Annotated in this window: 25 protein-coding genes; 14 read left to right on the top strand and 11 right to left on the bottom strand. The window is 59.6% G+C overall.

Annotated features, from left to right (window positions below):
- Positions 1-223 precede the first annotated feature (223 nt).
- Positions 224-1,501: an ATP-dependent Clp protease ATP-binding subunit ClpX gene (gene clpX, locus C9E91_RS07450; RefSeq protein WP_028753990.1), complete on the bottom strand. Its 1,278-nt coding sequence runs from the start codon at positions 1,499-1,501 to the stop codon at positions 224-226.
- 303 nt (positions 1,502-1,804) lie between these two features.
- A complete protein-coding gene (gene clpP, locus C9E91_RS07445) occupies positions 1,805-2,437 on the bottom strand; it encodes an ATP-dependent Clp endopeptidase proteolytic subunit ClpP (RefSeq protein WP_104822662.1) in 633 nt (210 codons plus the stop codon).
- 410 nt (positions 2,438-2,847) lie between these two features.
- On the opposite strand from clpP, the gene C9E91_RS07440 reads away from it, so the two are divergent.
- Together C9E91_RS07440 and C9E91_RS07435 are read left to right on the top strand one after the other, a co-directional pair.
- Entirely contained in the window at positions 2,848-4,101 is a 1,254-nt protein-coding gene (locus tag C9E91_RS07440) for a GGDEF domain-containing protein (protein ID WP_107107717.1), read from the top strand.
- A gap of 41 nt (positions 4,102-4,142) precedes the next feature.
- Positions 4,143-5,387: a cytochrome P450 gene (locus C9E91_RS07435; protein ID WP_107108110.1), complete on the top strand. Its 1,245-nt coding sequence runs from the start codon at positions 4,143-4,145 to the stop codon at positions 5,385-5,387.
- Positions 5,388-5,518: 131 nt separating this feature from the next.
- On the opposite strand, the gene pstB is transcribed toward C9E91_RS07435, so the two are convergent.
- The 7 genes from pstB to C9E91_RS07400 form a co-directional block, all read right to left on the bottom strand.
- Complete coding sequence (gene pstB / locus C9E91_RS07430; RefSeq protein ID WP_107107716.1) at positions 5,519-6,355, bottom strand: phosphate ABC transporter ATP-binding protein PstB; 837 nt, start codon at positions 6,353-6,355, stop codon at positions 5,519-5,521.
- A 29-nt stretch (positions 6,356-6,384) separates the two neighbouring features.
- Positions 6,385-7,236 carry a phosphate ABC transporter permease PstA gene (pstA, locus tag C9E91_RS07425; RefSeq protein ID WP_107107715.1) on the bottom strand — a complete coding sequence of 284 codons (852 nt, stop codon included), beginning with the start codon at positions 7,234-7,236 and terminating at the stop codon, positions 6,385-6,387.
- A 10-nt stretch (positions 7,237-7,246) separates the two neighbouring features.
- Entirely contained in the window at positions 7,247-8,218 is a 972-nt protein-coding gene (pstC, locus tag C9E91_RS07420; protein WP_107107714.1) for a phosphate ABC transporter permease subunit PstC, read from the bottom strand.
- A gap of 76 nt (positions 8,219-8,294) precedes the next feature.
- A complete protein-coding gene (pstS, locus tag C9E91_RS07415) occupies positions 8,295-9,266 on the bottom strand; it encodes a phosphate ABC transporter substrate-binding protein PstS (protein ID WP_245407464.1) in 972 nt (323 codons plus the stop codon).
- Between the two features lie 334 nt (positions 9,267-9,600).
- Entirely contained in the window at positions 9,601-9,945 is a 345-nt protein-coding gene (locus C9E91_RS07410; protein ID WP_107107712.1) for a cupin domain-containing protein, read from the bottom strand.
- 34 nt (positions 9,946-9,979) lie between these two features.
- Positions 9,980-11,263 carry an O-acetylhomoserine aminocarboxypropyltransferase gene (locus C9E91_RS07405; RefSeq protein WP_107107711.1) on the bottom strand — a complete coding sequence of 428 codons (1,284 nt, stop codon included), beginning with the start codon at positions 11,261-11,263 and terminating at the stop codon, positions 9,980-9,982.
- Between the two features lie 161 nt (positions 11,264-11,424).
- Positions 11,425-11,853, bottom strand: a complete 429-nt coding sequence (locus C9E91_RS07400) for a CoA-binding protein (RefSeq protein ID WP_028753980.1) — start codon at positions 11,851-11,853, stop codon at positions 11,425-11,427.
- Positions 11,854-11,964: 111 nt separating this feature from the next.
- On the opposite strand from C9E91_RS07400, the gene C9E91_RS07395 reads away from it, so the two are divergent.
- From C9E91_RS07395 to C9E91_RS07360, 8 genes are all read left to right on the top strand, one after another.
- On the top strand, positions 11,965-12,297 hold the full coding sequence (locus tag C9E91_RS07395; protein WP_107107710.1) for a hypothetical protein: 333 nt from the start codon (positions 11,965-11,967) through the stop codon (positions 12,295-12,297).
- Between the two features lie 475 nt (positions 12,298-12,772).
- Entirely contained in the window at positions 12,773-13,609 is an 837-nt protein-coding gene (locus C9E91_RS07390) for an EamA family transporter (RefSeq protein ID WP_107107709.1), read from the top strand.
- A gap of 238 nt (positions 13,610-13,847) precedes the next feature.
- On the top strand, positions 13,848-14,312 hold the full coding sequence (gene rplM, locus C9E91_RS07385) for a 50S ribosomal protein L13 (RefSeq protein ID WP_028753977.1): 465 nt from the start codon (positions 13,848-13,850) through the stop codon (positions 14,310-14,312).
- Positions 14,313-14,314: 2 nt separating this feature from the next.
- Positions 14,315-14,782, top strand: a complete 468-nt coding sequence (rpsI, locus tag C9E91_RS07380; RefSeq protein ID WP_028753976.1) for a 30S ribosomal protein S9 — start codon at positions 14,315-14,317, stop codon at positions 14,780-14,782.
- A 532-nt stretch (positions 14,783-15,314) separates the two neighbouring features.
- Positions 15,315-15,692 (top strand): antibiotic biosynthesis monooxygenase family protein, encoded by a 378-nt coding sequence (locus tag C9E91_RS07375; RefSeq protein WP_107107708.1) that lies wholly within the window; start codon positions 15,315-15,317, stop codon positions 15,690-15,692.
- Positions 15,673-16,626, top strand: coding sequence for an agmatinase (gene speB, locus C9E91_RS07370; RefSeq protein ID WP_107107707.1), 954 nt, complete (start codon positions 15,673-15,675; stop codon positions 16,624-16,626). Before C9E91_RS07375 ends, speB begins: the two co-directional genes overlap by 20 nt.
- Before the next feature lie 137 nt (positions 16,627-16,763).
- Positions 16,764-17,696, top strand: a complete 933-nt coding sequence (gene argC / locus C9E91_RS07365; protein ID WP_107107706.1) for an N-acetyl-gamma-glutamyl-phosphate reductase — start codon at positions 16,764-16,766, stop codon at positions 17,694-17,696.
- 459 nt (positions 17,697-18,155) lie between these two features.
- The gene (locus C9E91_RS07360; protein WP_107107705.1) at positions 18,156-19,670 is read left to right on the top strand and encodes a DUF2778 domain-containing protein; all 1,515 of its coding nucleotides are present in this window, start codon (positions 18,156-18,158) and stop codon (positions 19,668-19,670) included.
- Positions 19,671-19,706: 36 nt separating this feature from the next.
- Here the strand turns inward: C9E91_RS07360 and C9E91_RS07355 are convergent, their stop codons facing one another.
- Entirely contained in the window at positions 19,707-20,810 is a 1,104-nt protein-coding gene (locus tag C9E91_RS07355) for a COX15/CtaA family protein (protein ID WP_107107704.1), read from the bottom strand.
- A gap of 112 nt (positions 20,811-20,922) precedes the next feature.
- On the opposite strand from C9E91_RS07355, the gene C9E91_RS07350 reads away from it, so the two are divergent.
- Positions 20,923-21,132: a DUF2842 domain-containing protein gene (locus C9E91_RS07350; protein ID WP_107107703.1), complete on the top strand. Its 210-nt coding sequence runs from the start codon at positions 20,923-20,925 to the stop codon at positions 21,130-21,132.
- 160 nt (positions 21,133-21,292) lie between these two features.
- Positions 21,293-22,516, top strand: coding sequence for a GNAT family N-acetyltransferase (locus C9E91_RS07345; protein WP_414124662.1), 1,224 nt, complete (start codon positions 21,293-21,295; stop codon positions 22,514-22,516).
- Here the strand turns inward: C9E91_RS07345 and C9E91_RS07340 are convergent, their stop codons facing one another.
- Complete coding sequence (locus tag C9E91_RS07340; RefSeq protein ID WP_107107701.1) at positions 22,517-24,721, bottom strand: GumC family protein; 2,205 nt, start codon at positions 24,719-24,721, stop codon at positions 22,517-22,519.
- 192 nt (positions 24,722-24,913) lie between these two features.
- Between C9E91_RS07340 and C9E91_RS07335 the strand changes: the two genes are divergently transcribed.
- Both C9E91_RS07335 and C9E91_RS07330 read left to right on the top strand, forming a co-directional pair.
- On the top strand, positions 24,914-25,489 hold the full coding sequence (locus tag C9E91_RS07335; RefSeq protein WP_107107700.1) for a polysaccharide biosynthesis/export family protein: 576 nt from the start codon (positions 24,914-24,916) through the stop codon (positions 25,487-25,489).
- 12 nt (positions 25,490-25,501) lie between these two features.
- On the top strand, positions 25,502-26,647 hold the full coding sequence (locus tag C9E91_RS07330) for a glycosyltransferase family 4 protein (RefSeq protein ID WP_107107699.1): 1,146 nt from the start codon (positions 25,502-25,504) through the stop codon (positions 26,645-26,647).
- Positions 26,648-26,723: the final 76 nt, after the last annotated feature.

The following is a 26,723-nucleotide window of genomic DNA, read 5'->3' as shown; positions in this document are numbered from 1 at the left end:
CCGGCAATGCGGTTCCCGATGGACCGAAGCCGGACGCAAATCCACATATCCGCCGATGATCCCCAGAATCACGCCATCATGGCCGCGGCAGGCGCTCTTAACAACCGGTTTCGTCGGCGTTCCAGTGAGCTTATCCCGGACTTTATCAGGAAACTGTACGATTTTTCAAATAGAAAGGGGCCCGTCAACGACGAGCCCCGGATTTAGGCCTTAAATCTGGCGATCAGGCGGTAGCGTTGGCCTTTTCTTCCTGCCGGTCCGCGTAGATGTAGAGCGGACGGGCAGAGCCGCGAACGACCTCTTCGGAGATGACCACTTCGCGAACGCCTTCCAGCGCCGGCAAATCGAACATCGTGTCGAGCAGGATCTTTTCCATGATCGAGCGCAGGCCGCGCGCGCCGGTCTTGCGAACAATCGCCTTGCGGGCGATTTCGCGCAGCGCATCCTCGTGGAAGGTCAGCTCGACGTCTTCCATCTCGAACAGGCGCTGGTACTGCTTGACGAGCGCGTTCTTCGGTTCCGACAGGATCTGGATCAGCGCATCCTCGTCCAGGTCTTCCAGCGTCGCCAGAACCGGCAGACGACCGATGAATTCCGGGATCAGGCCGAACTTGACCAGGTCTTCCGGCTCCAGTTCGCGCAGCACTTCGCCGACGCGACGATCGTCAGGCGCCTTGACGGCAGCACTGAAGCCGATCGAGGTCTTTTCGCCGCGGGCGGAGATGATCTTGTCGAGGCCGGCAAAAGCGCCGCCGCAGATGAACAGGATGTTCGTCGTGTCGACCTGCAGGAATTCCTGCTGCGGATGCTTGCGGCCACCCTGCGGAGGAACCGAAGCAACCGTGCCTTCCATGATCTTCAGCAGCGCCTGCTGCACGCCTTCGCCCGACACGTCGCGGGTGATCGACGGATTGTCAGACTTGCGCGAAATCTTGTCGACTTCGTCGATGTAGACGATGCCGCGCTGGGCGCGCTCGACATTGTAGTCGGCAGCCTGCAGCAGCTTCAGGATGATGTTTTCAACATCTTCACCGACGTAGCCGGCTTCGGTCAGCGTCGTCGCGTCAGCCATGGTGAACGGCACGTCGATGATGCGGGCCAGCGTCTGCGCAAGATAGGTCTTGCCGCAGCCGGTCGGGCCGACGAGCATGATGTTCGACTTCGCCAATTCGACATCGCCATTCTTGGACGCATGTGCGAGACGCTTGTAGTGGTTATGAACCGCCACCGACAGGATCTTCTTCGCCTGCCTCTGGCCGATGACGTATTCGTCGAGAACCTTGATGATATCCTGCGGTGTCGGCACGCCGTCACGGGACTTCACCATCGAGGATTTGTTCTCCTCGCGGATGATGTCCATGCACAGCTCGACGCATTCATCGCAGATGAAGACGGTCGGTCCGGCAATAAGCTTCCGGACTTCATGCTGGCTCTTGCCGCAGAATGAACAATACAGGGTATTCTTGGAGTCGCCGCCGTTGCTGCCGCTGACTTTGCTCATATCATTTTCCTTCCAGCACGCCGCTGATTTCCAGATTGAAATCGCGGTCCACTCAATGCGCCCGCCGGACCTGCCCCTCGTTTCATCAGCAGATCGCGGCGCTCTTCGGGGTACTGAACGTAGCCCAGACCACATACCCGGGCTGCGGTGGCAACGAATCCCCCTTCGAATGCCCAATGCTATGTCATAAAATCGCTACATAGCATTAACGCTTACTATTACCGTGTTCTACACCACATTAAACCCCTATTCGATCACAAATGGGATAGAACTGTGGCGTAGAAGACACCGCCCTTGGATAACTCAGGCGGGGGTTTCACCTTCCATTTCAGTACGGGAGGTCAGCACCTTGTCGATCAGACCCCATTCCTTGGCCTCATCGGAGGACATGAAATGGTCACGATCGAGCGTCTGCTCGACCTCTTCGTAGGTTCGGCCGCAATGCTTGACGTAAACTTCATTCAGGCGGCGCTTCATCTTGATGATGTCGCGGGCGTGGCGCTCGATGTCCGAAGCCTGCCCCTGGAAACCGCCGGAAGGCTGGTGAACCATGATGCGCGAATTCGGCGTAGCGAAACGCATGTCCTTGTCGCCAGCCGCGAGCAGCAGCGAGCCCATCGACGCAGCCTGGCCGATGCAAAGCGTCGATACTGCGGGCTTGATGAACTGCATGGTGTCATAAATTGCCATGCCTGCCGTGACGACGCCGCCCGGCGAATTGATGTAGAGCGCGATCTCTTTCTTCGGATTTTCCGCCTCGAGGAAGAGAAGCTGGGCGCAGACCAGCGTCGCCATTTGATCTTCGACCGGGCCCGTCAAGAAGATGATGCGTTCCTTCAGCAGGCGAGAATAGATGTCGTAAGACCGTTCCCCGCGGTTGGTCTGCTCAACAACCATCGGCACCAGAGCCATAGCTGTATCGACTGGATTTCTCATGTGCGTCCTTTACCAAGCTTGCCCCGACGGCGAACTGCCGGGAATCGAATAAAATCCCTTTACCCTACATAGAGTGTCACCGCCCTGCACTTCAAGACGCGCGAAAGGATAACGTCAAAAAGGCCTAATGGCTCAGGAGATGTTGAGGAAGGGTTTCTAACCGCTGATTTCCCCATGCCAATAGATCTGATGATGCGCTGCGCGCGGTCCACCGCTTTTCCAAACCGCAGGGTGAAGGAAAGATGAAGCGCAGACGAGGTTGGCACAGCCTCATTCCCATGCACAGCTAAAATTTACCAACCGACTTAAGGAACTCACCATCTTATTCGGCGATGATGCCTCCATTGCAAGCATTACCGTGTCCTTTGCGCCGACGACATCCGCGCCACGGTAAGGGAGAAACGCATATCGTGCTCAATATCACCACGGGCCTCACCATCTGGTGTTCCGAAGCGTTTACGCTCGCAACCGTGCTTTTCTTTGCCTGGCGGCATGATCGCCAGACGCCCGCCTATTTGATGTGGGCGATGGGCTTCACCGTCAGCGGCGTCGGGTTCGCGTTGGTGGCGGCGCGCGGCTTCATTCCGGATTTCCTGTCGATCGAAGTCGGCAACGGCATTGCCCTGCTCGGCGAAAGCGCCTGGATCGCCGGCTTTTACTGGCTGGACAATCGTAGGCTGGACTGGCGGGCGCTGTTCCCGCCGCTCATCTGGTTTGCCGGCGTCGAACTGCCCTGGATTCACGAGAGCTACGTCAATCGCGTCATCCTTTACGATCTCGCCGGCGCTGTCGGCGCGACGCTGCTCGCCTCTGCGGTTCGTCCCGCGGAAGGCCGACGCGAGGGGGTGCGCGGGCAGCTCGGTTTCGTTTTCATGGCGCTCGCCTGCCTCTGCTTCGCGTCCGCCATGTCGATGACGCTCCTGCGACCCAGCCTTGAGGAAGCTCTGACCTATCGCAGCTACTCCGCCCTTAGCAGCGCGCTGCTGATCACCACGGCAATCGCACTCAGCGGCAGACTGATGATGGAACGATCCGAACGTCGCTGGCGAGCAATCTCCATTACCGATACGCTGACGGGCGTGCTGAACCGACGCGGCCTGCTGGATTATTTCGAGCTTATCGCCGGGAAAACCGACAAGGACTCGCAGAAGATCGCCACGCTGTTGTTCGATCTCGATCACTTCAAAGCGATCAACGATCGTTATGGCCACCAGACAGGCGATATCGTGCTTGCCGAATTCGCCCGCATCGGACGGCAGTTCGTGCCGCGCGGCGGCGCATTCGGCCGCATGGGTGGCGAGGAATTCACCGCCTTCGTCCTCGTCGACGACCAGTCGGAGGCCGAGGCGATCGCCGAGACTATCCGCATGGAATTCTGCCGGGTGCCGCTGCTTGCCGGCCGCTCATTGGTGCCGGCGACCGTCAGTATCGGTCTGGCGATCATGCCGTGCGACACCGCCAACTGGGACCGGCTGGTTTCCGCCGCCGATCGGGCGCTTTATGCCGCCAAGCGCGCCGGCCGCAACTGCACGATCGTCTTCAGCGAAACGGAAGCGGCAACGGCCACGGATACGCCGCCCGATCCCAACGGCGGTGAACTTGTGCCGACGCTCGACGATCAGATCCATGCTCTGCGCCGCCTCGGCACTTTGTCGCGGATGTAATGGCCTTTTCCCAGCCGATTTATTCCGATAATCCTTTCGTCATGACCACATCCTCCGTTTTCTCCATCGATCCCGTCGCGCGTCGCGTGTCCCTCAATGCCCGCGATCCCGCCTTCTACAACAATCCGAACGCCGTCTACACTGCCTTGCATGCCGAATGTCCCACCTTCTATTGGGAACAGCAGCAGCAATGGTATTTCACCGGCTATGATCATGTGAACGGCCTGCTGCGCGACCGCCGCTTCGGCCGGCAGATCCTGCATATCGCCAGCCGCGAAGAACTCGGCCTGCCCGCACCGCAGCCACATCTGAAAAACTTCGACCTTGCCGAACAGCATTCGCTTCTCGAAATCGAACCGCCGGAACACACGCGGCTGAGAACCCTCGTCAATCGCGCTTTCGTCTCGCGTCACGTCGAGAAGATGAAGCCGGAGCTGGCCGAGCTCGCCAACCGGCTGATCGACAATTTCGAGAAAAAAGGCGAAGTCGAACTGCTGTCGGCCTTTGCCGACATCATTCCCGTCACGATGATCGCGCGGATGATCGGCATTCCGGAAGAGATGGGGCCGCAGTTGCTGAAGTGGTCGCATGCCTATGTGCGTATGTACATCTTCGGCCGCACGCCCGAAGATGAGATCGCGGCGGATCAGGCGGCCAAGGAATTTGCCGACTACGTGAAAACAGTCATTCGCGAGCGCCGCGCCAATCCGCGCGACGATCTCCTCACCCATATGATCACCACTGAGCACAAGGGCCAGTATCTGACGGAAGACGAGCTGGTCTCGACGACGATCGTGCTGCTCAATGCCGGCCACGAGGCGACGGTGCACCAGATCGGCAATTCCGTTCGCGTCATCCTGGAGAGCGGCTATGCGCCGGCCGAGCTTTTCAAGGACGAGGCGACAACGGAGCGCACGGTCGAGGAAACCCTGCGGATCTGCGCGCCCGTGCATGTTTTCCAGCGCTGGTGCCTGGAGTCGGCGGAGATCGACGGCGTTTCCTTCGAGCGTGGCGACAAGGCGGCATTGATTCTCGCCGCCGCCAATCTGGACCCCACGAAGTTCTCCGATCCCCTCACCTTCAAGCCCGACCGCAATGAAGCGCCCAACCTCTCCTTCGGCGCCGGCATCCATTTCTGCATCGGTGCGCCGTTGGCGCGGCTGGAATTGAATGCGGTGCTGCCGATCCTGTTCGAGCGCCTGCGCGGCCTGAAGCTCAAGAAGACGCCGGAGGTCAAGGACCTCTATCAATTCCATGGCCTCGACAAGCTGGAATTGAGCTGGTGAGTTAAGTTCGACGACGTCGATGTCGAACGACGCGCCGGGCTCATGAATCATCCCCCAAAACGCAGATGGCGCGCCGGGTGGGCGCGCCATCGCAAAATCACTGGAAGCGGGACGGTGCCGCCTCTTCCGTATCAGCCGTAACGGCCGGTGATGTAGTCTTCCGTGCGCTTGACTTTCGGCGCCTGGAAAATCTGCTCGGTCGGGCCGTATTCGATCAGGTCGCCAAGATACATGAAGGCGGTGTTGTCGGAGATGCGGCTTGCCTGCTGCATGTTGTGCGTCACGATGACGATCGTAAACTCGCCCTTCAACTGCGACACGAGTTCTTCGATCTTAGCGGTCGAGATCGGATCGAGAGCCGAGGTCGGCTCGTCGAGAAGCAGCACGGACGGCTTGACCGCGATGGCGCGGGCGATGCAGAGGCGCTGCTGCTGACCGCCGGAAAGGCCAAGTCCGCTCTGGTGCAGCTTGTCCTTCACTTCGCTCCACAACGCAGTTTCCGTCAGCGCCGCTTCGACGCGAGCGTCCATTTCCGCCTTGGAAATCTTCTCATAGAGCCGGATGCCGAAAGCGACGTTCTCATAGATCGACATCGGGAACGGCGTCGGCTTCTGGAACACCATGCCGACCTTGGCACGCAAATCGTTCAGATCGACGTCCTTCGCAAGGATATTGCGGCCGTCCAGCAGGATCTCGCCCCCAACCGTCTGGCCCGGATAGAGATCATACATCCGATTGAAGGTGCGCAGCAGCGTGGACTTACCGCAACCCGAAGGGCCGATGAAGGCGGTGACCGCATTCTTGCGGATGTTCATATTGACACCCTTCAGAACGCGATGACCGTTCTGATAGGTGAAATCGAGGTTCTTCACCTCAAGTTTCGCGACGCCACCGACACCCGACTGAGAAACGGCGTCCTTCCCCGGCTGTGTGTTGACGCTCTGAAAATTGCTATCGCTCATGTTCATGGTTTCATTCCTATCGTTCGGCGGCTGCGTCACTGGCGGCGCCCACTCAAGACACGGGCAAGGATGTTGAGGGCAAGGATGGCAACGGTGATGATCAGCGCGCCGGCCCAAGCCAATTGTTTGAGATCCTCGCCTGCATCGGCGGCGAGCGTATTGATGGCAACCGGCAGCGTGGCGATTGGACCGGTCAGTCCCGCATTCATGAATTTGCTGTAGCCGGCCGTGAAGAGAAGCGGCGCGGTTTCGCCGCTGATACGGGCTACGGCCAGCAGGATGCCGGTGAGGATGCCCGTCCAGGCGGAACGGTAGATCACCATCATCATGGACTTCCAGCGCGGCGCGCCGAGCGCGGCGGTCGCCTCACGAAGCGCATTTGGCACCAGCATTAGCATGTCCTGCGTCGTGCGATTGACGACCGGGAGAGCGATCAGCGCCAGCGCGAGGATGCCGGCGATGGCAGAGTTGCCGTGCATGGGCACGACCACGGCACCGTAGACGAACACACCGACGATGATCGAGGGTGCGGACAGCAGGATGTCATTGATGAACTTGGCAGCTTCGGCAAGCTTGGTGCCGTTGGCATATTCCACCAGATAGGTGCCGGCGAGAATGCCGATCGGCGCGGCGATCAGGATGGCGGCGCCCGTGACCAGCACAGTGCCGTAGATGGCGTTGATCAGGCCGCCGCGCGAGCCCTGAGCTGGGATCGACATTGTGAAAACGTCGAGGCTGAGCGCCGATACACCGCGATAAACCAGGGTCACAAGGATAACGCTGAGAAAGAATATGCCGAGGATGGCCGCGAGAAAGCACAGGGCCATCATCACCCGGTTCTTCCCATAACGCCTCGACACGAGGTTCTGACGAATTGCATTTTCCATCGGTTTTTCCTCAGAGCGAGTCGCCGCGGCCGATCATCCACCTCGCCAGCGCAAGCACGCAGAAGGAAAGGACGAACAGGAGCAGGCCGAGCGCAATCAGGCTCGACAATTGCAGACCGTCGGCATCGCCGAAGTTATTCGCGATCTGGGCGGAAATGGTGGTGGATGGCGAGATGATCGACGCTTGCAGACGGCTTACCGAGCCTACAACGAAGGTGACGGCCATGGTTTCGCCAAGCGCGCGGCCGAGGCCGAGCATGATGCCGCCAACGAGGCCGCGACGCGTATATGGGATCAGGATGTTACGAGCCACTTCCCATGTGGTCATGCCCATGCCGTAAGCCGATTCACGCAGCATCGGCGGCACGGTGCTGAACACGTCGCGGGCGATCGCGGTGATGAACGGCAGGATCATGACAGCCAGCACGAGGCTTGCCGTCAACAAGCCGACACCCGGCGCCGGCGGCTGGAATAGCAAGCCGATCACCGGCACCTGGCCGATCGTCATCATAAGAAAGGGCAGGACATAATTCTGCATCAGCGGCACGAGAATGAACAGACCGACGATGCCGTAGATAATGGAGGGAACGCCCGCCAGAAGCTCGATGGCCGTGCTGATCGGACGACGCAGGCTACCGGGGCAAAGTTCCGTGAGGAAGATGGCGATGCCGATGCCGAGCGGAACGGCAATCAGCATGGAGATGAACGCACTCACCAGCGTGCCGACCACGGCAGGCACAGCACCGTAGATATCGGCTGGAGCGCTCCACTTCGTGCCCCAAAGGAACGACAATCCGAAGGTCTGGAAGGTCGGCAAGGCATCGATGACAAGAACCGCAAGGATTGCCAGCAGCAGAAGCACGACAAGAGTAGCCGAGCCAAGCGTCATAAAATAGAAAATCCGATCCTGTATCCGGAATTTTCTGGTGGCGGCGGTGGTATCCACAGCCTGGAAGCCAGCCGTCTGAATCGCGTCAGCCATCGATTTCCCCTTGTCCTGTCACGAAAGGCGGACAGGGCTTATACCCTGTCCGCCGCAACTTCTCAGCCAGCACAAATTACTTCGTGCCGAAGTCCTTCTTCCAGGACTCTTCGACAACAGCGGCAACAGTTTCCGGGACCGCCAGATAGGACAGAGCGGTCGCATCCTTCTGACCGTTCTGATAGGCCCACTTGAAGAACTTCAGAGCTTCTTCGTTCTTAGCAGCATCGGCAGGCTTCTTGTAGAGCATAACCCAGGTCGAAGCTGCAATCGGCCAGCTCTTTTCGCCCGGCTGATTGGTGATGATCAGGTTGAAGTTCTTAGCATGAGCCCAATCGGCGTTGGAAGCAGCAGCCTTGAAGGTGTCGAGGCTCGGCTCGATAACCTTGCCGGCAGCATTCTTCATCTTCGCGAAACCGATGTGATTGGCGACGACGTAGGAATATTCAACGTAGGAGATCGAACCAGCGGTCTGGTTGACAGTGGTGGAAACGCCTTCGGAACCCTTGGCGCCGAAGCCGACCGGCCATTCAACTGCCGTGTTCGAACCAACCTTTTCCTTCCACTCCGGCGAAACCTTCGATAGGTAATCGGTGAAGTTGAAGGTCGTGCCCGAGCTGTCGGCACGATAAACGACGGAGATCGCCGTGGAAGGCAGCTTCAGGTCGGGGTTGAGGGCCTTGATGGCCGTGTCGTCCCACTTGGCAATCTTGCCGAGGAAGATGTCGCCCAGCGTCTTGCCGTCGAGAACGAGTTCGCCCGGCTTTACGCCTTCAACGTTATAGGAAACGACGATACCGCCGGAGATCATCGGGAACTGGGCAATGCCGTTCTTCTCGAGGTCAGCGTCGCTCATCGGCTTGTCCGAAGCGCCGAATACGATGGTCTTGTCGAGGAGCTGCTTGATGCCAGCGCCCGAACCAACCGACTGGTAGTTGACGACATTGTTCGTCGCAGCCTTGTAGCCTTCGGCCCACTTGGACAGAACCGGAGCGATGAAGCTCGAGCCGGCGCCCGTGATGTCGGCAGCCGAGGCCGAAACGGCCATAACCGCGATGAAGCCTGCAGTCAGGCAAAGCGAACGAAATTTCTGATTCAACATGATTGAACTCACTTCCTCAAGTGATGAATGAATGGCGAGCAGGAGATAGCGTGGAGCGCCCCATCGGTTCACAACCCCACCTCAATCCCCTGGCGACAGTGATGGCTCTAATCTCGCAGTGTTTCAGTTTGATGACAGTTTGGTGAAAGGCCAGTGACACAACTTACAGCAATAGGAATGGCTGATTGCGCTGGCTCTGCCGCGAATGCCTGTCTGCATCCAATGGCGCCGACCTTTCCGGTTTGAAGCGATCGGTTTTGCGGCGGAATCCGCACGGCCTTCAGAGACGGATCACATAATCCTTTCGAGTCGTTTCAATGACTTCCCACGTCCCTTTGAAGCCGGGTCTCAGAATCATGCGATCGCCGGCGCGCAGATGAAAAGTCTCGCCGTTTTCGGCGGTCATCACCGAATAGCCCGAAAGGATATGGAAATACTCCCACTCGTCATAGACGATTTGCCATTTGCCAGGCGTCGCCTCCCATATGCCGGCATAGAGGCCGCCATCGGCTTCCTCGACACTCCAGGTCCGGAACCCTGGCGCACCGGAAAGGATGCGATCGGCGGCAGGAGCTCCGGTTTCCGGCTCGATGCCGTCGGTGTCCAATCGTAAATATGTTGTCATAAATCCTCCGTCCCTATCAGGAAACGCTCGCGTATCACACCTTCGCCAGCGCCTGCTCGAGGTCGGCGATGATGTCCTTGACGTCCTCGATACCAATCGACAGGCGGACGACATCAGGACCGGCGCCGGCGGCGATTTTCTGCTCGTCGGTGAGCTGTTTGTGCGTCGTCGAGGCGGGATGGATGACCAACGAGCGCGTGTCGCCGATATTGGCGAGATGGGAAAAGAGCTCCAGGCCCTCCACCAATCCCTTGCCTGCTTCATAGCCGCCCTTCAAACCGAAGGTGAAGACAGAACCCGCCCCCTTGGGCGAATAGCGCTGTTGCAGCGCATGGTTCGGGTCGTCCTCAAGACCGGCATAGTTCACCCAGGCCACCTTGTCCTGCTGTTTCAGCCAGCGTGCGACGGCGATCGCATTGTCGGAATGGCGCTGCATGCGCAGCGGCAGCGTCTCGATGCCCGTAAGAAGCAGGAAGGCGTTGAAAGGGGAAATGGCGGGGCCGAGATCGCGCAGGCCGAGGACGCGGCAGGCTATGGCGAAGGCGAAATTGCCGAAGGTCGCGTGCAGCACGATGCCGTTATATTCCGGCCTCGGCGTCGACAGCATCGGATAGTTACCTGAAGCAGACCAGTCGAAGGTGCCGCCATCAATGATCATGCCGCCCATGGAATTGCCGTGGCCGCCAATGAATTTGGTTAGGGAATGCACGACGATGTCGGCGCCATGTTCCAGCGGCCGGATGAGATAGGGACTGGCCATGGTATTGTCGACGATCAGCGGCAGGCCATGTCTGCGGGCAACGGCGGCGATCGCCTCGATGTCAACGAAGGTGCCGCCCGGATTGGCAAGGCTTTCAATGAAGATGCCGCGGGTACGGCTGTCGATCTGAGCTTCGAACGTCGCGGGATCGGCGGAGTCGGCCCAGCGAACGTGCCAATCGAAATTCTGGAAGGAATGACCGAACTGGTTGACCGAGCCGCCGTAGAGCCGCCTGGCAGCGACGAAATTGTCGCCGGGCTGCATGATGGTATGGAAAACGATCATCTGGGCGGCATGGCCGGAGGCGACAGCAAGGCCCGCCGTGCCGCCTTCGAGAGCGGCCACCCGCTCTTCAAGCACGGCTTGGGTCGGGTTCATGATGCGCGTGTAGATATTGCCGAACTGCTGCAGCCCGAAGAGCGCGGCGGCGTGGTCCGCATCCTGAAAGACGAAGGAAGTGGTCTGATAGATCGGCGTCGCGCGGGCGCCCGTCGTCGGGTCCGGCTGCGCGCCTGCATGGATTGCCAGCGTGTCGAAACCCGGATTATTCGTCGCCATACTCTCTTCTCCCGCCCCTGTTGTGACGGGAGGATCATAACGTCTCAGGTTTGAAAGTTAACCGCGAACTTTGCCGAGCTTTTCCACCCAAGTGAAAAACCTGCCATCTTTCAGCGATATCGCATGTCAGGTTTTTCGCAGTCGGAGGCGCTCTGCCGGCGTCAGGCGACCAGCCGCGGATATTCGATGGCCGGGCAGCGGTCCATGACGACCTTGACGCCGGCCGCTTCCGCTCTCGCCGCGGCGGCATCGTCTCGCACGCCGAGCTGGCCCCAGATGACCGGTGGCCGCGGCTCGATCATGATTGTCTCTTCGACCACCGATCGCAGATATTCCGGCGCGCGGAAGACATCGACCATGTCGACCGGCTCGGGAATATCGGCCAGATGACCAAAAACCCACTGTCCGAGGATTTCCTTGCCGGCCTGTCCGGGATTGACTGGAATAACGCGATAGCCTCGCGCCATCAGATAGGCCATGACGCCGTTGCTTGGGCGCGCGGGATTGGGCGATGCGCCAACAAGCGCGATTGTCCGCACGGATAAAAGGATATCGGCGATATAAGAATCCTCATAACGGTCATGGTTCATCACACAGCCTCCCATTGGATCAAACTTGCGTTTTGCCACAAATCCGGAAACCACGGCCGCGGCTTTCGCGTATATATAAGCATTATAACAATTTCGAGGAGGATTGCTCCGATGAAAAAATTCGTGCTGCTGAGCCTGCTGATCGCCTCCGCCGCCACACCGGCCCTGGCGATCTCGCGTTACAACTCCATGTCCTTCACCTGTGGTGAGGCCAGGGCGATCATCAACCGCGAACGGGCCGTCATCATGCGCTATCCATCCACCAGGGTACGCAACATGACGCTTTACGATCGCGTCGTCTCCGACAGCAATGCCTGCGACCCCGGCTATTATGCCTACCAGGACTATATGCCGACCAAGGACAGAGCCAATTGCCCCGTCTATACGTGCCGGCCGTCGACCGATTTCGACGACGATGATTTGCTCTTCCCGCACCACCGATAGCCGTGCGGCAAGACAGGTTGTCCCTCTTTCACGCGAGATGTGGCTCAGCCTATCAGAACCATCTCATCTGCGACGCAGAGTAGGCTCCTGCGCCTCCGATTGCTTTAAGCGACTGGAAGTAGCGGGATTCTCCGCGTTACAATTTTCCGTCTTAGTCAATGATACTACGATAACACCCTCACAGCGCTTTGAATGTTACTAAAATAACCTTGCGCCGTGCGTTCACCCGGCATGCAATTTTTGTTCTCGCTTCATTCTCCCATAAATTAGAAACACCTCATGGTTGCGCGAATAATTCGAACAAACAGAGAACACACAACCGCGCTTTTCGATTGAATTTCTTGAGAGAAAGAACAGCCAGAAGCATAAAAACCCACACATTTTGTTGCTTTTCGGTGCATTGAGGGTCAAATGGCGCCTGCATGCCCACAAATCGTCAAATCCTTGCTCGTTGCCGTGCAATCCCGAGGTCTCCGTGTCCGCTGACGTTATCGCTCTCGTTCTCTTCGGCGCGCTGCTGCATGCAACGTGGAACGCCATCATCAAGGCTGGAACGGACAAGTCGCTGGATGCAGCGATGGTCGCGGCCGGCGGCGCGGTAACCGCCCTGCCCTTTCTGCCCTTTCTGCCATTGCCGGCTTCGGCCGCCTGGCCATTCATCGGTGCGTCGGCGATCCTGCAGTTCGCTTATTTTCAATTGGTGGCCGCAGCCTATCGCGCCGGCGACATCGGTCTCGTCTATCCGCTGATGCGCGGGGTGGCGCCAATGATCATCGTGGCGACCAGCGGCTTCATCCTGCATGAGGCGCTGTCCGGCGGCGCGCTGCTCGGCACGATGACGATCTGCGCCGGGATATTGACGCTTGCCTTCGAAGCCCGGAAGGGCGGCCGGCAGGCCATTGTGCTCGCTCTGTCCAACGCGGTTGTTATCGCCACCTATACCTATGTCGACGGCATCGGCGCGCGCCTTTCCGGCAATTCCATATCCTATACACTGTGGATGTCGCTCCTGCCGCCGGTCCTGTTGTTTACGTGGGCGATCTCACGGCGCGGGGTCTCCGTTGTCGCCGCCCATGTCCGCTATAACTGGTGGCGCGGCCTGATCGGCGGTGGCGGCTCGCTGACATCCTACGGCCTGGCATTGTGGGCGATGACGAAGGCACCCGTCGCCATGGTGGCGGCGTTGCGCGAGACATCGATCCTGTTCGCGCTGGTGATTTCGGTGGTCATCCTGAAGGAGCGATCGAGCGTCTGGCGCTATGTGGCGGGTGCCATTATTGCAGGGGGCGTATTGGTTCTGAGACTGGCTTAGGGACAAGAAATATGGGGTATCAAAATACCTCATATTTAACCTATTGATTTTCATTATGAATTTTTCAGATCACAAAATCCGCTCTTATTGACCTCCTCACCCATTCCCTTTATAAGCCGCCCCAGATCGCAGCCTTTCCGGGCTGCTTTCTTTTTGGCGCGCGTTTCGCTCGCCAAACCAAGCAACAAGAAACGCCCTGATGCCTTCGGGCCCGGGGATCCAAAAGAGAGTATTCAACATGGCTACCTTCTCCCAGAAGCCTGCAGAGGTGGAGAAGAAGTGGGTTCTCATCGACGCCGAAGGGCTCGTCGTTGGCCGTCTCGCTTCTATCATCGCAATGCGTCTGCGCGGCAAGCATAAGGCTACCTTCACGCCGCACGTCGACGACGGCGACAATGTCATCGTTATCAATGCCGACAAGGTCGTCTTCACCGGCAAGAAGTACGAAGACAAGGTTTACTACTGGCACACCGGTTATGCCGGCGGCATCAAGGAGCGCACCGCTCGCCAGATCATCGAAGGCCGCTTCCCGGAGCGTGTTCTCGAGAAGGCTGTCGAACGCATGGTTCCGCGCGGCCCGCTCGGCCGTCGCCAGATGAAGAACCTGCGCGTCTACGCCGGCTCCAACCATCCCCATGAAGCCCAGCAGCCGGTCGTTCTCGACGTGGCCAAGCTGAACAAGAAGAACGTAAGGAGCGCCTGATAATGGCTGATCTCTCTTCCCTGAAGGATCTCGGCACGGCATCGGAAGCTGCTGCTCCGGTTCACGTCCGCAAGGTCGACTCGCTTGGCCGTTCCTACGCGACCGGCAAGCGCAAAGACGCCGTCGCCCGCGTTTGGGTCAAGGCGGGCTCCGGCAAGATCATCGTCAACGGCAAGGACTACACGGCATACTTCGCCCGTCCGGTTCTGCAGATGATCCTGCGTCAGCCGATCGTCGCTGCTGCCCGTGACGGCCAGTTCGACATCGTTGCCACCGTCGCCGGCGGCGGTCTTTCCGGCCAGGCCGGTGCCGTTCGCCACGGCCTGTCCAAGGCGCTGACCTACTTCGAGCCGGGCCTGCGCTCGGTCCTGAAGAAGGGCGGCTTCCTGACCCGCGACAGCCGCGTTGTCGAACGCAAGAAGTACGGCCGCGCCAAGGCACGTCGTTCGTTCCAGTTCTCCAAGCGTTAATCGCTTATCCGAGATCGGATTTTGGAAAGGCCGGGTTCGCCCGGCCTTTTTTCGTTTATGTGCAGTTGTCAGAACTGCAGTGTCCTCGGCGGCCGATGTTCCACATTGAGATGTGTCAGCGCTTTTTTCTCTGTTATCGTATGATCGACTAGGTTAGAGCGGAATAGGAACCATGCAGGGGCAGACATGAGATCCACGGGATTGGGTTTGGTCTCTTCGCTGGCATTCTCAGCCCTCTACGCAACCGCGGCTTTTTCAGCGGATGCCGTTACGACGATTGAGGCAACACCGGTCCCCATGGAAAGCATGCGGGATTTCCTGCAAGCCAATCCGGGCTGTCACGAATTTACCGATCAATGTTCGATTTGTGCTGTTGTCGACGGCAAAGCGCAATGTTCGACGCCGCAAATCGCCTGCGTGAAGCAAGCGTATCGATGCACGGTTCCACCAAGCAAATAGGCGTTCGTTGTCGCTCCCATGCTTGCATGCCGCACCCATGCTCTCTACTTCTCTTCACCTCGGGAGACACCCTATGACACGTGATCGCGCATCGCCTTTTGCCGCCACGCCGAAGCCGCCCTATTACATCGTCTCGTTTTCCTCCATCCGTACGGAGGGCGATCAGGGCTATGGGGCCATGGGAGAGAAAATGGAGGCGCTGGCGCTCGCCCAGGACGGCTGCTTCGGCCTTGAGAGCGCCAGACGCAGCGATGGCTTCGGCATCACCATTTCCTTCTGGCGGGACGAAAAAAGCATTCTGGCCTGGAAGAATGTCGTCTCGCACATGGCAGCCCAGAAGCTTGGGCGCGAGCGCTGGTACGAGCAATACCAAGTCCGTGTCGCCCGGGTCGAGCGGGCCTATAGTTTCCATGCGAACGAAGGAGAATCCTTTGCCGAGCACGTCGATTGATCACGCCTTTTCAGCAACGAGCCTGAGGTCGGCAGCCAGCGACCCGACATTTGCGGGGGCGCTCTCCTTCATGCGCCGGCGCTTCACCAAGTCGCTCGACGGCGTCGACGCCGTCGTCTGGGGCATTCCCTTCGATGCGGCGACATCCAATCGGCCTGGAACGCGCTTCGGGCCGCAGGCGATCCGTCGCGCCTCCGCGATCTTCGACAATGATCCGCAATATCCTTTCCACCGCGACCTCTTCGCCGAAATGGCCGTCATCGATTATGGCGATTGCCTGCTCGACTACGGCAACCATCAGGAGACGCCGGCGGAGATCGAGCGGCAAGCGAACACGATCCTCGACAGCGGCGCCTTTTTGCTCACGCTCGGCGGCGACCATTTCGTCACCTGGCCATTGCTGAAGGCGCATGCGGCCAAACATGGCCCCTTGGCGCTGGTGCAGTTCGACGCGCATCAGGACACTTGGTTCGACGACGGCAAACGGATCGATCATGGCTCCTTCGTTGCGCGCGCCGCCCGTGACGGCCTGATCGATGTCAATCGCTCCATCCAGATCGGCATTCGCACGCATGCGCCAGAGGATTACGGCATTCGGCTTCTCTACGGCCATGAAGTCGAGGCTATGAGCGCGGCCGACATTGCGTCGACGATCATTTCCCACACCAAAGGCGCGCCCGCTTACCTGACCTTCGATATCGACTGCCTCGATCCGGCCTATGCACCCGGTACCGGAACGCCGGTAGCCGGTGGCCCGTCGAGTGCGAAAATCCTTTCGGTGCTGCAGCGGCTGCATCAGCTCGACATCAGGGGAGCGGACGTCGTCGAAGTTTCCCCGGCCTATGACCATGCCGACATCACCGCCATTGCGGGGGCGACAGTGGCAATGTATATGCTCGGTCTCCACGCTGAAAGGCGTGCAGCAGGTCGCTAAGGCATGATCCCGAAAAGTGAGAAGCGGTTTTCGGACGAGATCATGCCCGCTCGAAAACTGCTGTTATCATTTTGAATCAACTCCATGGCAAACTGAGTCCGGAAACACTCTGAACCTATTGAAAGAGCAGGAATAAAATGGCACCGAAAATCTTCATCGACGGCGAACACGGAACCACGGGCTTGCAGATCCGCACGCGCATGGCAGACCGCCGCGATGTCGAGCTTCTGTCCATTCCGGAAGCCGAGCGCCGCAATGCCGCGATGCGCGAAGACATGCTGAACAGCGCCGATATCGCCATCCTCTGCCTGCCCGACGATGCGTCGAAGGAAGCGGTAAAGATGGTTTCGGCGAACAACAAAGTCCGCGTCATCGACACCTCGACCGCCTATCGCGTCAATCCCGGCTGGGCCTATGGCTTTGCCGAGATGGACAAGGAGCAGGGCGACAAGATCAAGGCCGCCCGTTTCGTCGCCAATCCCGGCTGCTATCCGACCGGCGCCATCGGCCTCATCCGGCCGCTGCGTGCTGCCGGCATTCTGCCGGACGGCTATCCTGTCACCATCAATGCCGTTTCCGGTTATACCGGCGGCGGCAAGCAGATGATCGCGCAGATCGAAAATGCCGATCATCCCGATGCAATCACCGCGCCGCATTTCCTTTACGGCCTGCCGCTGACCCACAAGCATGTGCCCGAGATGACGGCGCATGGCCTGCTTGACCGCGCGCCGATCTTCTCGCCGTCGGTCGGCAAGTTCCCGCAGGGCATGATCGTGCAGGTGCCGTTGCACCTTGACAATCTTGCCGAAGGCGCGACGCTGGAGAGCATCCATGCTGCGCTTGTGGCCCACTATGCCGGTCAGGACATCGTGCAGGTCGTCCCGCTGGCGGAGAGCCGCGCTTTGCCGCGCGTCGACGCCGTCGAACTGGCCGGCAAGGATACGATGAAGCTGTTCGTATTCGGCACGCCGGGTAGCACCCAGGTCAATCTCGTCGCTCTGCTCGACAATCTCGGCAAGGGTGCTTCGGGCGCTGCGGTCCAGAACATGGACCTGATGCTGAGCGCCTGACGTTTCAGCCTGATCAATAGTCAAAAACCAAAGAAGCCCAGCCGATCGCCTTATCGAGGTCGATCGGCTGGGCTCGATTTATTGCGGGCTGAAATCAGCTCCAGGCACCTGCCCTTAGGGCATCCTGGACCATTCGCGATAACGATTTGACATGCGACGCAGGCGTTGATCCGTCCGATCCGCCCCTTTCGCGCATTTTATAATACTTAATTAGCAATTATTAATTTTTGGTCACAAATCAGCCCTTATCGCCTGCTTTTCGGCTTTCGCCGCCGCAACAATCGCGGGCTTTGGCAAAAAGACAATTCCAAGATCGGGTCGGCGTAAAGGAATTGGTTACCATAATTCGGCATGCTTTCCGACAGTCGGCAAAGTGACGGCCGGACGCAGATTTCGCGTCCCGGCGTAAGCACATTTGTGAGCCGGCGTGGTGCGTATGTAGTTTGGATAACGAGTATCATGGCGTTTGCGACCGAGACGTTCGGTAATATCAATTCCCGTTCCGGCCATGCTTCCCGCCGGAAGAAATCTCCAGGGATCAGTCCCGGTACCGCCATCACTGGCGTCGCAGTGGTGGTTTTTGCTTGGGTGGCCGCGACGCTGATCACCACCCAATCGATAGTCCTGTCCCTCCCCGGTGCGGATACTACGCTGCAGGATTCGCTGACCCCGAGAGCATCCGCCTTCATCGTGCCGCAGGGGTACATCCCGCATGCGGCGCGCCTTGCCAGTCAGACCGCGCCCATGGGCGGAAGAGCACGGGTAAGCGGTATGTCCGCCGATGCGGAGAGGCAGGAGGCCATAGCACGTTCCAAAGCGATCCTGGCGCGCGGGCTGGTCAAGCAGCAATTGGCAAGCGCGCTATCGCAGCAGGCCTCGGATCTCGCACGGACTCAGACGGCTTCGGCCGTTGCCAAGAACGACGCACCGGTGTCGCCGGAAACGGTTGCGCATCTGCGCGACGCCACCGCCCTCGCCCTGACGAATGCCGGGAAATCTGTCATGCAGAGCGAGATCGCAGGAGCGGCCGTCTCGATCACGGCCCTCGGCGGTTCCATGCCGCGGTCGGCAGAAGTTGCACTGGGCAAACCCGCAATCCAAGCCGCAGGGCCAAATTTGGCTGCCCTGGATCATCCGGCCAAGGACAGTCTGCCGATCGCAGCGTCCGCAAGCGATGCGGCGCCCACGGAGATGGCATCGGCCGCTCCGTCGGCTGGAGCGATCGACCGTGCGGTTGCGGAAAGCCTCGCGACGACTGCTTCCAGCGATTCGGCTTCGCAGCCTTTCGACATCATCCCAATGCCACGTCCGGATCAGACGGACGCCGGAACCATCGACCTCGCAGAAGCGGAAGACGCGTCTGTTGTCGAGGAACTACCCAGTGTAGTGCCGCTGCCGCGTCCGGCCCATGTCGTTGCAAGGGTCACCGCCTCGGACGCAAGCACGCAGGACGCTGCTGACGAAGCTGACACCTCGCCCACCCGCGCGCTGGCCTATGCCAAGCCGGAGGAAGAGGTCAAGCGGTCACGGCCGTTCCTCAACCCGTTCGCCGCCGTTACCCCGCGCGGCGGAACCGCCATCTACGATATCTCGGCCGGAACCGTCTACCTGCCGGGCGGCGAACGCCTCGAGGCCCATTCCGGCCTCGGTCACATGCGTGACAATCCCCAATATGTCGACCGCAAGAACACCGGCCCGACGCCGCCTGAAACTTATAACCTGACATATCGGGAAAGCCTGTTCCATGGCGTGCAGGCACTGCGCCTGACACCCGCAAACGGCGCCCGCGTCTATGGTCGCGTCGGCTTGCTGGCTCACACGTATATGCTCAGAAGCGGCCGCGGAGAATCGAATGGCTGCGTGGTCTTTAAGGATTACAGCCGCTTCCTGGCAGCCTTCAAGCGCGGTGAGATCAAGCGTATCCAGGTGGTAGCGCGTCTGTCGTCGGCGCCCAGCAATGTTGCGTCGCGCTGAGTTTAGCGAAACACAAGGGCGAGGCGATCATTCGCCTCAGTTCCCCACGGTGATGACGGTCTGGTGCGGATATTCGCCATAGAAACCGCGCCAATTGGCAATGGCGAAGCCGAAGACGATGAGAGCGCCGGCCTGATGGGCCAATGCCAGATGCAGCGGCACCTCCATGAGCAGCGTCGAAATGCCGAGGATCGCCTGGATCAGCACCAGCACGAACAACACGACCGAACGGCGGGCATGCGTCGTCTGTGCGGCAGCGCGCAGCGAGATGATCATGTTGATGGCAACCACAGTGAAAAGCGCATAGGCGCCGAGGCGGTGGACATATTGCACCATCTTCGGGTTCTCGAAGAAATTGATCCAACCCGGCGATTGCGCAAACAGCCCTCCCGGCACCACCGCGCCATCCATCAGCGGCCAGGTATTATAGGAGAGGCCGGCGTCGAGGCCGGCCACCAGCGCGCCGAGATAGATCTGGAACAGCGCCATGAAAGTGATGAGGCCGGCAAGCTTTGCCGAATAGCGCGTCGGCGTCGGATCGTTCGAGTGCGGCGACAGCGCCCGCATGAACCACATGCAGGCGGCAAAGATCAGGCAGGCCGTAACGAGGTGGGTGGCGAGACGATATTGGCTGACATCGGTGCGCGCTTCCAGGCCGGATGATACCATCCACCAGCCGATCGCGCCCTGCAGGCCGCCGAGTACGAAAATGCCGCCGAGCGGCAGCCATAGCTTGCGCTCGACGCGGCCGGTCAAAACGAAGAACAGCAACGGCACGCCGAAGATGACGCCCATGCCGCGGGCAAGCAGCCGATGCGCCCATTCCCACCAGAAGATGCCTTTGAACTCATCGACCGTCATGTCCTTGTTCAACTGCTGGAACTGCGGGATGCGTTTGTAGAGGTCGAATTCCTCCTGCCATTCCTGCGCATTGAGCGGCGGGATGACACCATGGATCGGCTGCCATTCGGTGATCGACAGGCCGGAATTGGTCAGGCGCGTCGCGCCCCCGACGAGCACCAGAGCAAAAAGCGCCAGAAGCACACAGGCAAGCCAGATGCGGATGGCGCGGCGATTGCGGTCCTGGCGGGCCACTTCGTTCAAAACGGCCTGTTCCGACGTGAAATTAGCGACAACCATGGGATCTCCCTTCAATCCGGCTGTTGATTTGCCTGATAGGGGCGTGCAAAACAAGTCCCGAGACTTTGCGGCATGCCGTCGCGGCACGCCGTTGAGAGAGGAGAGACTGCCCTTGCCCCTTCGCCTGCGCAAATTCATCGGGATGATTCTGCTCGTCCTGCTGGTCGTCATCTATGCGATCGTGGCGATGATCGTGGCGGTGCGTACGCTTGGCGATCAGCCAGGCTGGGTGCAGTTCCTCTATTTCGCCGCCAGCGGCCTCATCTGGATACTGCCAGCCATGGGCATCATCAAATGGATGGCCGGGCCTCGCCCGCAATAGGTGTCGACCTATCCAAGCGATTTCGAATTTACGTGGAGATAACCGTGATCAATGGGAAATCCGCCTGATCTTCTCGCCTTAAACCAAAAATAAGCCGCCTGCCCTGAAGACTGCGTGCAAATGCTGTCCGATTGGAGACGCCGAAATGCAGGCGCAGAAGGTGCAAACGCAGAAGCTCGATATCGCAGCCATTCCCGTTGCGGGTGCGGCAGGCGACGGCATGCGCGTCGACATCTTCGACAGCATGGCGCCGTTGGAGGCCGAGTGGCGGGCGCTGGAGCAAGACGATCTCGCCTCGTTTCATCAGAGCTACGACTGGTGCGCCGCCTGGGTCGAGACCTTTCGGTATCCGCTGGCCATCGTCCGCGGCTCTTTCAATGGCCGCACCGCCTTTATCCTGCCTCTCGAAATCATCCGCAGTCACGGCATCCGCCGCGCCGAATTCATCGGCGCCCGTCATAGCAACATCAATACCGGCCTGTTCTCCAGCGAATTTCTCGAAACAGCGGAGAATGGCTTTTCGGCATCGCAGCAGGCAGAGATTGCACGGGCGCTGCAGGGCAAGGCCGACCTGATGCTCCTGCGCAACGTGCCTTTGGACTGGCGCGGCCGCAAAAGCCCCCTCGCCTCGATGCCCGCCGTCGAGAACCAGAACCATGCCTTTCAATTGCCTTTCCTGGGCGCCTTCGAAGCGACCCTGAAGCAGGTGAATGCGAAACGGCGACGCAAGAAATTCAACCACCAGTCCCGTCTTCTCAACGAGAAAGGCGGTTACGAATATGTGATCGCGGCTCCCGATCAGCGGGATGATCTTCTTGACCTTTTCTTCCGGCAAAAAGCGGTCCGCTTCGAAGCGGCTGGCCTGCCGGACGTGTTCCAGGATGCGCCGACCCAAGCTGTGCTGCACAGGCTGCTGGAGCTGGGCAACAAGGAGCGATCCTATGCTGCGCTGGAGATGCATGCCCTACGGCTGAAGGGCGAGCACGAAGGACACATCCCCGCCGTAGCTGCTCTCTCGCGCAAGGGCGATCATGTCATCTGCCAGTTTGCCTCGATCGACGAGGCGCTGGTTCCCGAAGCGAGCCCTGGTGAACTGCTGTTCTGGCTGATGATCGAACGGCTTCATCGCGAGGGTGCCGCCGTCTTCGATTTCGGCATCGGCGACCAGAACTACAAACGCTCCTGGTGCCCGATGGAAACGACGCAGCATGACCTGATCCTGCCGGTTTCCGGGATCGGCCATGCGGCGGCTTTCGCGCAACGGGGGATGACGCGCGCCAAGGCGGCCATCAAGACCAATCCGCAGCTCTATGGATTGATCCAGCGGCTGCGAGCGCGGCAAAGCGGCAAAGAGACCTCAGCCGCAGAGGCCGAGAAGGATTGATCAGGCCGCGTGCTGACGCGCGTCGGGGCCATGTTCCTCACGCCAGCCGGACATCAGGATGATGTGCTCATAGCCAGCCTTCTGGAATTCCGTCATTGCCGTCATGAACTGGTTCTCGTCCGGTTCGGGCATGGAGAGAATGATTTCCGTATCCTTGCTGCGCGTCAGTCTCGCAACCCCCGAGACGTCGGCGGCGCCGCATTCGACCAGGACGATATCATAGGCCGAGCCGAGTGCGTCGAGGATCAGGGACAGGCGGTCAGCGCCGCGCATGGCCCGGCCAAGGTCGCTGGTGCCCTGCGGCACGAGATGGGCATCGGAAAGGCGGTCGGGATGAATGGTATCGGCAAAGGCAGCCTCACCGCAAAGCAGATCGGTTACTCCGGAAAGACCTGCACTTTCGGCCATCAGGCGCGAGGGGCAGCCCGTTCCGGTCATATCGACCAGGACGATGCGGCGTCCGGCATCGGCGATGGTGCGAGCCAGCATCACGGTTGCCGTGGACCCATTGTCACCAGTCGGCGATATGGCGATAGCGAGGCGGGAGTCGCGTTCGATCAGATAATCGGCGACCGACTGGATGGAAAAATCCTCTTCGTCTTCCGCCTCTTCCGGTGGATGGCCAAGATCGACCGCTTTTTCCATCTCCTGCGCCAACGCCTCATCGGCAGCAACGGAGAGCAAGCTTGCCGGCACGTCGCCTTGACGCGCTGCGGGGACAAGTTTGGCGGGAGCGGCTTCGATTGCGGTTTCCGAACGAGCGGTTTCCTTGCGGGCCGGGGCTTCACGCTCGACCGGGCCGACCGGACGCAACGCGCGGCCGCTGAAGAGTTCGGCCAGCATGATGACAATGGAGGTCAGAATAAAGGTTGCAAGCGTGGCGACGACGACGATCGGACCGATCTTCGGGAAATAGGGATCAACCGGTTCGACGGCCTGGGAGACCACGCGGGCATCCGCCGGGCTCGAATTCTTATCGACGCGGGAAGCGGCCTCACGGTAGCGCGCGAGATAGGTTTCCAGCAATTGACGCTCCGCGGCCGCCTCGCGCTCCAGCGCATTGAGGCCGACTGCGTCTTCCCCTGCCCTGGCGCTGTCGGCCTTCAACGTGTTCGACTGGCCGAGGAGCTGCTGCTCGCGCAGTTGTGCCACCTTGGCTTCATTCTCGATGCTGGCAAGGATCTTCTTTGTTTCACGGTCGATCTGCTGACGGATGTCGGCAAGCTGGGCGCGCAGGCTCTTCAGCCGCGGGTGGCCCTCCATCAACGTCGTCGAGAGATCCGAGATCTGCGATTCCAGGCTGGACTCCGTCGCCTTCAGTCGCTGGATAGTCTGCGAGCTTGAAACATCGGCGAGCGTATCGGTGGAACGGCCGGTGGCGAGCGCGTTGCGCACGGCCTGAGCCCGCGCCTCGGCATTGGCCCTTTCGCCGCGCACCTGCGCCAATTGGCCGGAAATATCGGCAAGCTGCTGCGTCGCGAAAGTATTGTTGTCGCTGGTCTGCAGCAGGCCGTTGGCAGAGCGATAGTCGGCGACCTTCTTCTCGGCTTCGTTGACCTTGTTGCGCAGGTTGGCGATCTCGGGCTCCAGCCAGCGCGTCGCCTCGCTGTTGGAATCAAGCTTGGCGCCGCTCTGCATCGATAGGTAGACCTGCGCCATGGCGTTCGGAACGCTGGCCGCCAGATCCGGATCGCGGGAGGTGAAGCTGATGCCGATGACGCGCGAGCTGTTGATCTGATAGACCTGAAGCTTATTGGTGAAGGCGTCGAGCATCCGCTCTTCCGGCGCCTTGTCGAGCGGGCTCTTTTTCAGGTGCAGCATGACAAGAATGTCGGAAAAGGCCGAGCTCTTGGTGGCGGCATCGAACTCGGGGCGCTCGTAGAGCTTCAGGTTGGTAATCACCTGCTTGATGAGATCGGCCGATTGCAGGATCTGTACCTGGCTCGCAATGTTGAGTTCATCGAGCAGCGGAGCGGAGCTGGCATCATTATTCTGTGTCGTGGTTGCAAAAGCCGGGGCGCGCTGTTCGATCAAAATGCGCGTTTCGCTGCGGTATTCCGGCGAGACGATCTTGGCAACCGCAAAGGCCAGGCAAGCGCCGACCAACGTGATGGCGATAACGCGCACACGGCGCTGCCAAACGGCGCGAAAAAGCTGCGCGAGGTCAATATCGACATCCTGCTGGCTGCTGTTGACGCCGGGCATATACAAGAACTCCGTAATATAAAGCCGAATTAAGCGTAAACGACTATGGTAACCCAACCGTTAATAGTATTTCCTGTGTATTATTTTCGTAATTACTAATAAAGAACGTGGAATTTTTCTTCCTCTTTACCGACCGTTAACCCTAACGGATCGATAACGACGACAGTGATTTTCCTCTCCTGTGAGCGCGAAATGCCCTTCGCAACGCCAAAGATTGTCCTGGCACTCGGCATTGCTGCCGTGAGCGCTGCGCTCAGTGGCTGCAACACCTATCAGCCGGCACCGAAAGCCTTCAGTGAAGCAACGATCCAGCCCTATACGCTGGACAGCGGCGACCGTCTGCGCGTCACCGTCTTCGACCAGCAAGGCTTGACGAATACCTATACGGTCGACCAGGCCGGCTACATCGCCTTCCCGCTGATCGGCCAGGTCCCTGCCCGCGGCCGCACGCTGCAGCAACTCTCCGGCCAGATCGCGCAAAAACTTCGTCAAGGCTATATCCGCGATCCCGACGTCACCATCGACGTCGACCGCTACCGCTCCGTCTATATCATGGGCGAAGTCGGCCAGCCTGGTCAGTATTCCTACGTGCCCGGCATGACCATTCAGAACGCCATCGCGGTTGCCGGCGGCTTCAGCAGCCGCGCGAACCAGTCCAATGCCGACGTTACCCGCAAGATCAATGGCCATGTCATGACCGGGCGGGTGGGCATCTCCGATCCTGTGCTCGCGGGCGACACGATCTATGTCCGCGAACGGCTATTCTGACCGTTTCCGATCATGGCAAGACCGCTCCGCATCCTTCATTGCTTCAGGTCTCCGGTCGGCGGGATATTCCGCCATGTCCGCGATCTGGCGGAGGAACAGAGCAAGGCCGGACATGCGGTCGGCATTCTCTGCGACAGCCTCACCGGCGGGGCGCATGAGGACCGGCTGTTCGACGATGTCAGACCGTTCCTCGCGCTCGGCGTGACGCGCCTGCCGATCCGACGTCAGATCAGCCTGTCGGACGCTACGACGCTCTGGGACAGCTACAACAAAGTCAAAAGTTTGCGGCCGGATGTGCTGCATGGGCACGGCGCCAAGGGCGGCCTGCTTGCACGCATCCTCGGCTCAGCCTTGCGGGTGAACAGGTATCGCGTTGCCCGCCTTTATACCGCGCATGGCGGCAGCCTGCATTTCTCGCGCCTCTCGCCACAAGGCCTGCTGGTGCACAGCTTGGAGCGGCTGCTGGAATTTCTGACCGACGGATTGATCTTCATCTGCGAATTCGAGCGCCGAAGTTACGAAAGCAAAATCGGCAAACCGCGGACGCGCACCGTGATGATCTACAACGGCATCAGCGGGCGCGATTTTCGGAACATACCCACCCGATCGGACTCGGTGCACTTCGTCTACATCGGCATGCTCCGGGACCTGAAGGGTCCCGATCTGTTTGTGGATGCCTTTGCCAAGACCGAACGGCGGATCGGCCGGCCTCTCTCCGCTCTGATGATCGGCGACGGACCGGACAAGGACAAATACCGTACCATGATGATCCAGCGCGGCCTTGGTCATCGCATCGGCATGTTGCCGGCCATGCGCGTGCATGAAGCCTTCGCCATGTCGCAGAATGTCGTCGTCCCCTCCCGCGCCGAAGCCATGCCCTATATCGTGCTGGAAGCCCTGGCTGCCGAGAAGACGGTGATCGCCTCGCGCGTCGGCGGCATTGCCGAAGCGCTTGGTGAGCAAAGCCCTGCGCTCGCCGAGGCAGGCAATGCCGACGACCTTGCGCGCGTCATGGCGGCGGCGATCAGCGAGCCGCAATGGCGTCAGCAGACCATGCCGAATCTCGACAGAATCCGGTCAGCATTTTCGGCATCGGTCATGGCGCGAGATACTGTCGACTTATATTATGATATACTTGAATTAGACGGCAAACATTAGAATACAAGCAAGTGTTGTAAACGTTTATTAGCTCATATCTGCTAGGCCATCTCCGGTAACGACCGGATGAATTGCC

It is taken from the genome of Rhizobium sp. SEMIA4064, assembly GCF_003025035.1.
Classification (GTDB): domain Bacteria; phylum Pseudomonadota; class Alphaproteobacteria; order Rhizobiales; family Rhizobiaceae; genus Rhizobium; species Rhizobium paranaense.
Note: the sequence above shows the minus strand (reverse complement) of the source record. Positions and strands in the feature narration are given on the sequence as shown.

What these genes read in the sequence shown, in the direction of transcription:
- clpX (WP_028753990.1), bottom strand. Translation starts at nt 1,501, where the DNA reads ATGAGCAAAGTCAGCGGCAGCAACGGCGGCGACTCCAAGAATACCCTG.
- clpP (WP_104822662.1), bottom strand. Translation starts at nt 2,437, where the DNA reads ATGAGAAATCCAGTCGATACAGCTATGGCTCTGGTGCCGATGGTTGTT.
- C9E91_RS07435 (WP_107108110.1), top strand. Translation starts at nt 4,143, where the DNA reads ATGACCACATCCTCCGTTTTCTCCATCGATCCCGTCGCGCGTCGCGTG.
- pstB (WP_107107716.1), bottom strand. Translation starts at nt 6,355, where the DNA reads ATGAACATGAGCGATAGCAATTTTCAGAGCGTCAACACACAGCCGGGG.
- pstA (WP_107107715.1), bottom strand. Translation starts at nt 7,236, where the DNA reads ATGGAAAATGCAATTCGTCAGAACCTCGTGTCGAGGCGTTATGGGAAG.
- pstC (WP_107107714.1), bottom strand. Translation starts at nt 8,218, where the DNA reads ATGGCTGACGCGATTCAGACGGCTGGCTTCCAGGCTGTGGATACCACC.
- pstS (WP_245407464.1), bottom strand. Translation starts at nt 9,266, where the DNA reads ATGGCCGTTTCGGCCTCGGCTGCCGACATCACGGGCGCCGGCTCGAGC.
- C9E91_RS07410 (WP_107107712.1), bottom strand. Translation starts at nt 9,945, where the DNA reads ATGACAACATATTTACGATTGGACACCGACGGCATCGAGCCGGAAACC.
- C9E91_RS07405 (WP_107107711.1), bottom strand. Translation starts at nt 11,263, where the DNA reads ATGGCGACGAATAATCCGGGTTTCGACACGCTGGCAATCCATGCAGGC.
- C9E91_RS07400 (WP_028753980.1), bottom strand. Translation starts at nt 11,853, where the DNA reads ATGAACCATGACCGTTATGAGGATTCTTATATCGCCGATATCCTTTTA.
- C9E91_RS07395 (WP_107107710.1), top strand. Translation starts at nt 11,965, where the DNA reads ATGAAAAAATTCGTGCTGCTGAGCCTGCTGATCGCCTCCGCCGCCACA.
- rplM (WP_028753977.1), top strand. Translation starts at nt 13,848, where the DNA reads ATGGCTACCTTCTCCCAGAAGCCTGCAGAGGTGGAGAAGAAGTGGGTT.
- rpsI (WP_028753976.1), top strand. Translation starts at nt 14,315, where the DNA reads ATGGCTGATCTCTCTTCCCTGAAGGATCTCGGCACGGCATCGGAAGCT.
- C9E91_RS07375 (WP_107107708.1), top strand. Translation starts at nt 15,315, where the DNA reads ATGACACGTGATCGCGCATCGCCTTTTGCCGCCACGCCGAAGCCGCCC.
- argC (WP_107107706.1), top strand. Translation starts at nt 16,764, where the DNA reads ATGGCACCGAAAATCTTCATCGACGGCGAACACGGAACCACGGGCTTG.
- C9E91_RS07360 (WP_107107705.1), top strand. Translation starts at nt 18,156, where the DNA reads ATGGCGTTTGCGACCGAGACGTTCGGTAATATCAATTCCCGTTCCGGC.
- C9E91_RS07355 (WP_107107704.1), bottom strand. Translation starts at nt 20,810, where the DNA reads ATGGTTGTCGCTAATTTCACGTCGGAACAGGCCGTTTTGAACGAAGTG.
- C9E91_RS07340 (WP_107107701.1), bottom strand. Translation starts at nt 24,721, where the DNA reads ATGCCCGGCGTCAACAGCAGCCAGCAGGATGTCGATATTGACCTCGCG.
- C9E91_RS07335 (WP_107107700.1), top strand. Translation starts at nt 24,914, where the DNA reads ATGCCCTTCGCAACGCCAAAGATTGTCCTGGCACTCGGCATTGCTGCC.
- C9E91_RS07330 (WP_107107699.1), top strand. Translation starts at nt 25,502, where the DNA reads ATGGCAAGACCGCTCCGCATCCTTCATTGCTTCAGGTCTCCGGTCGGC.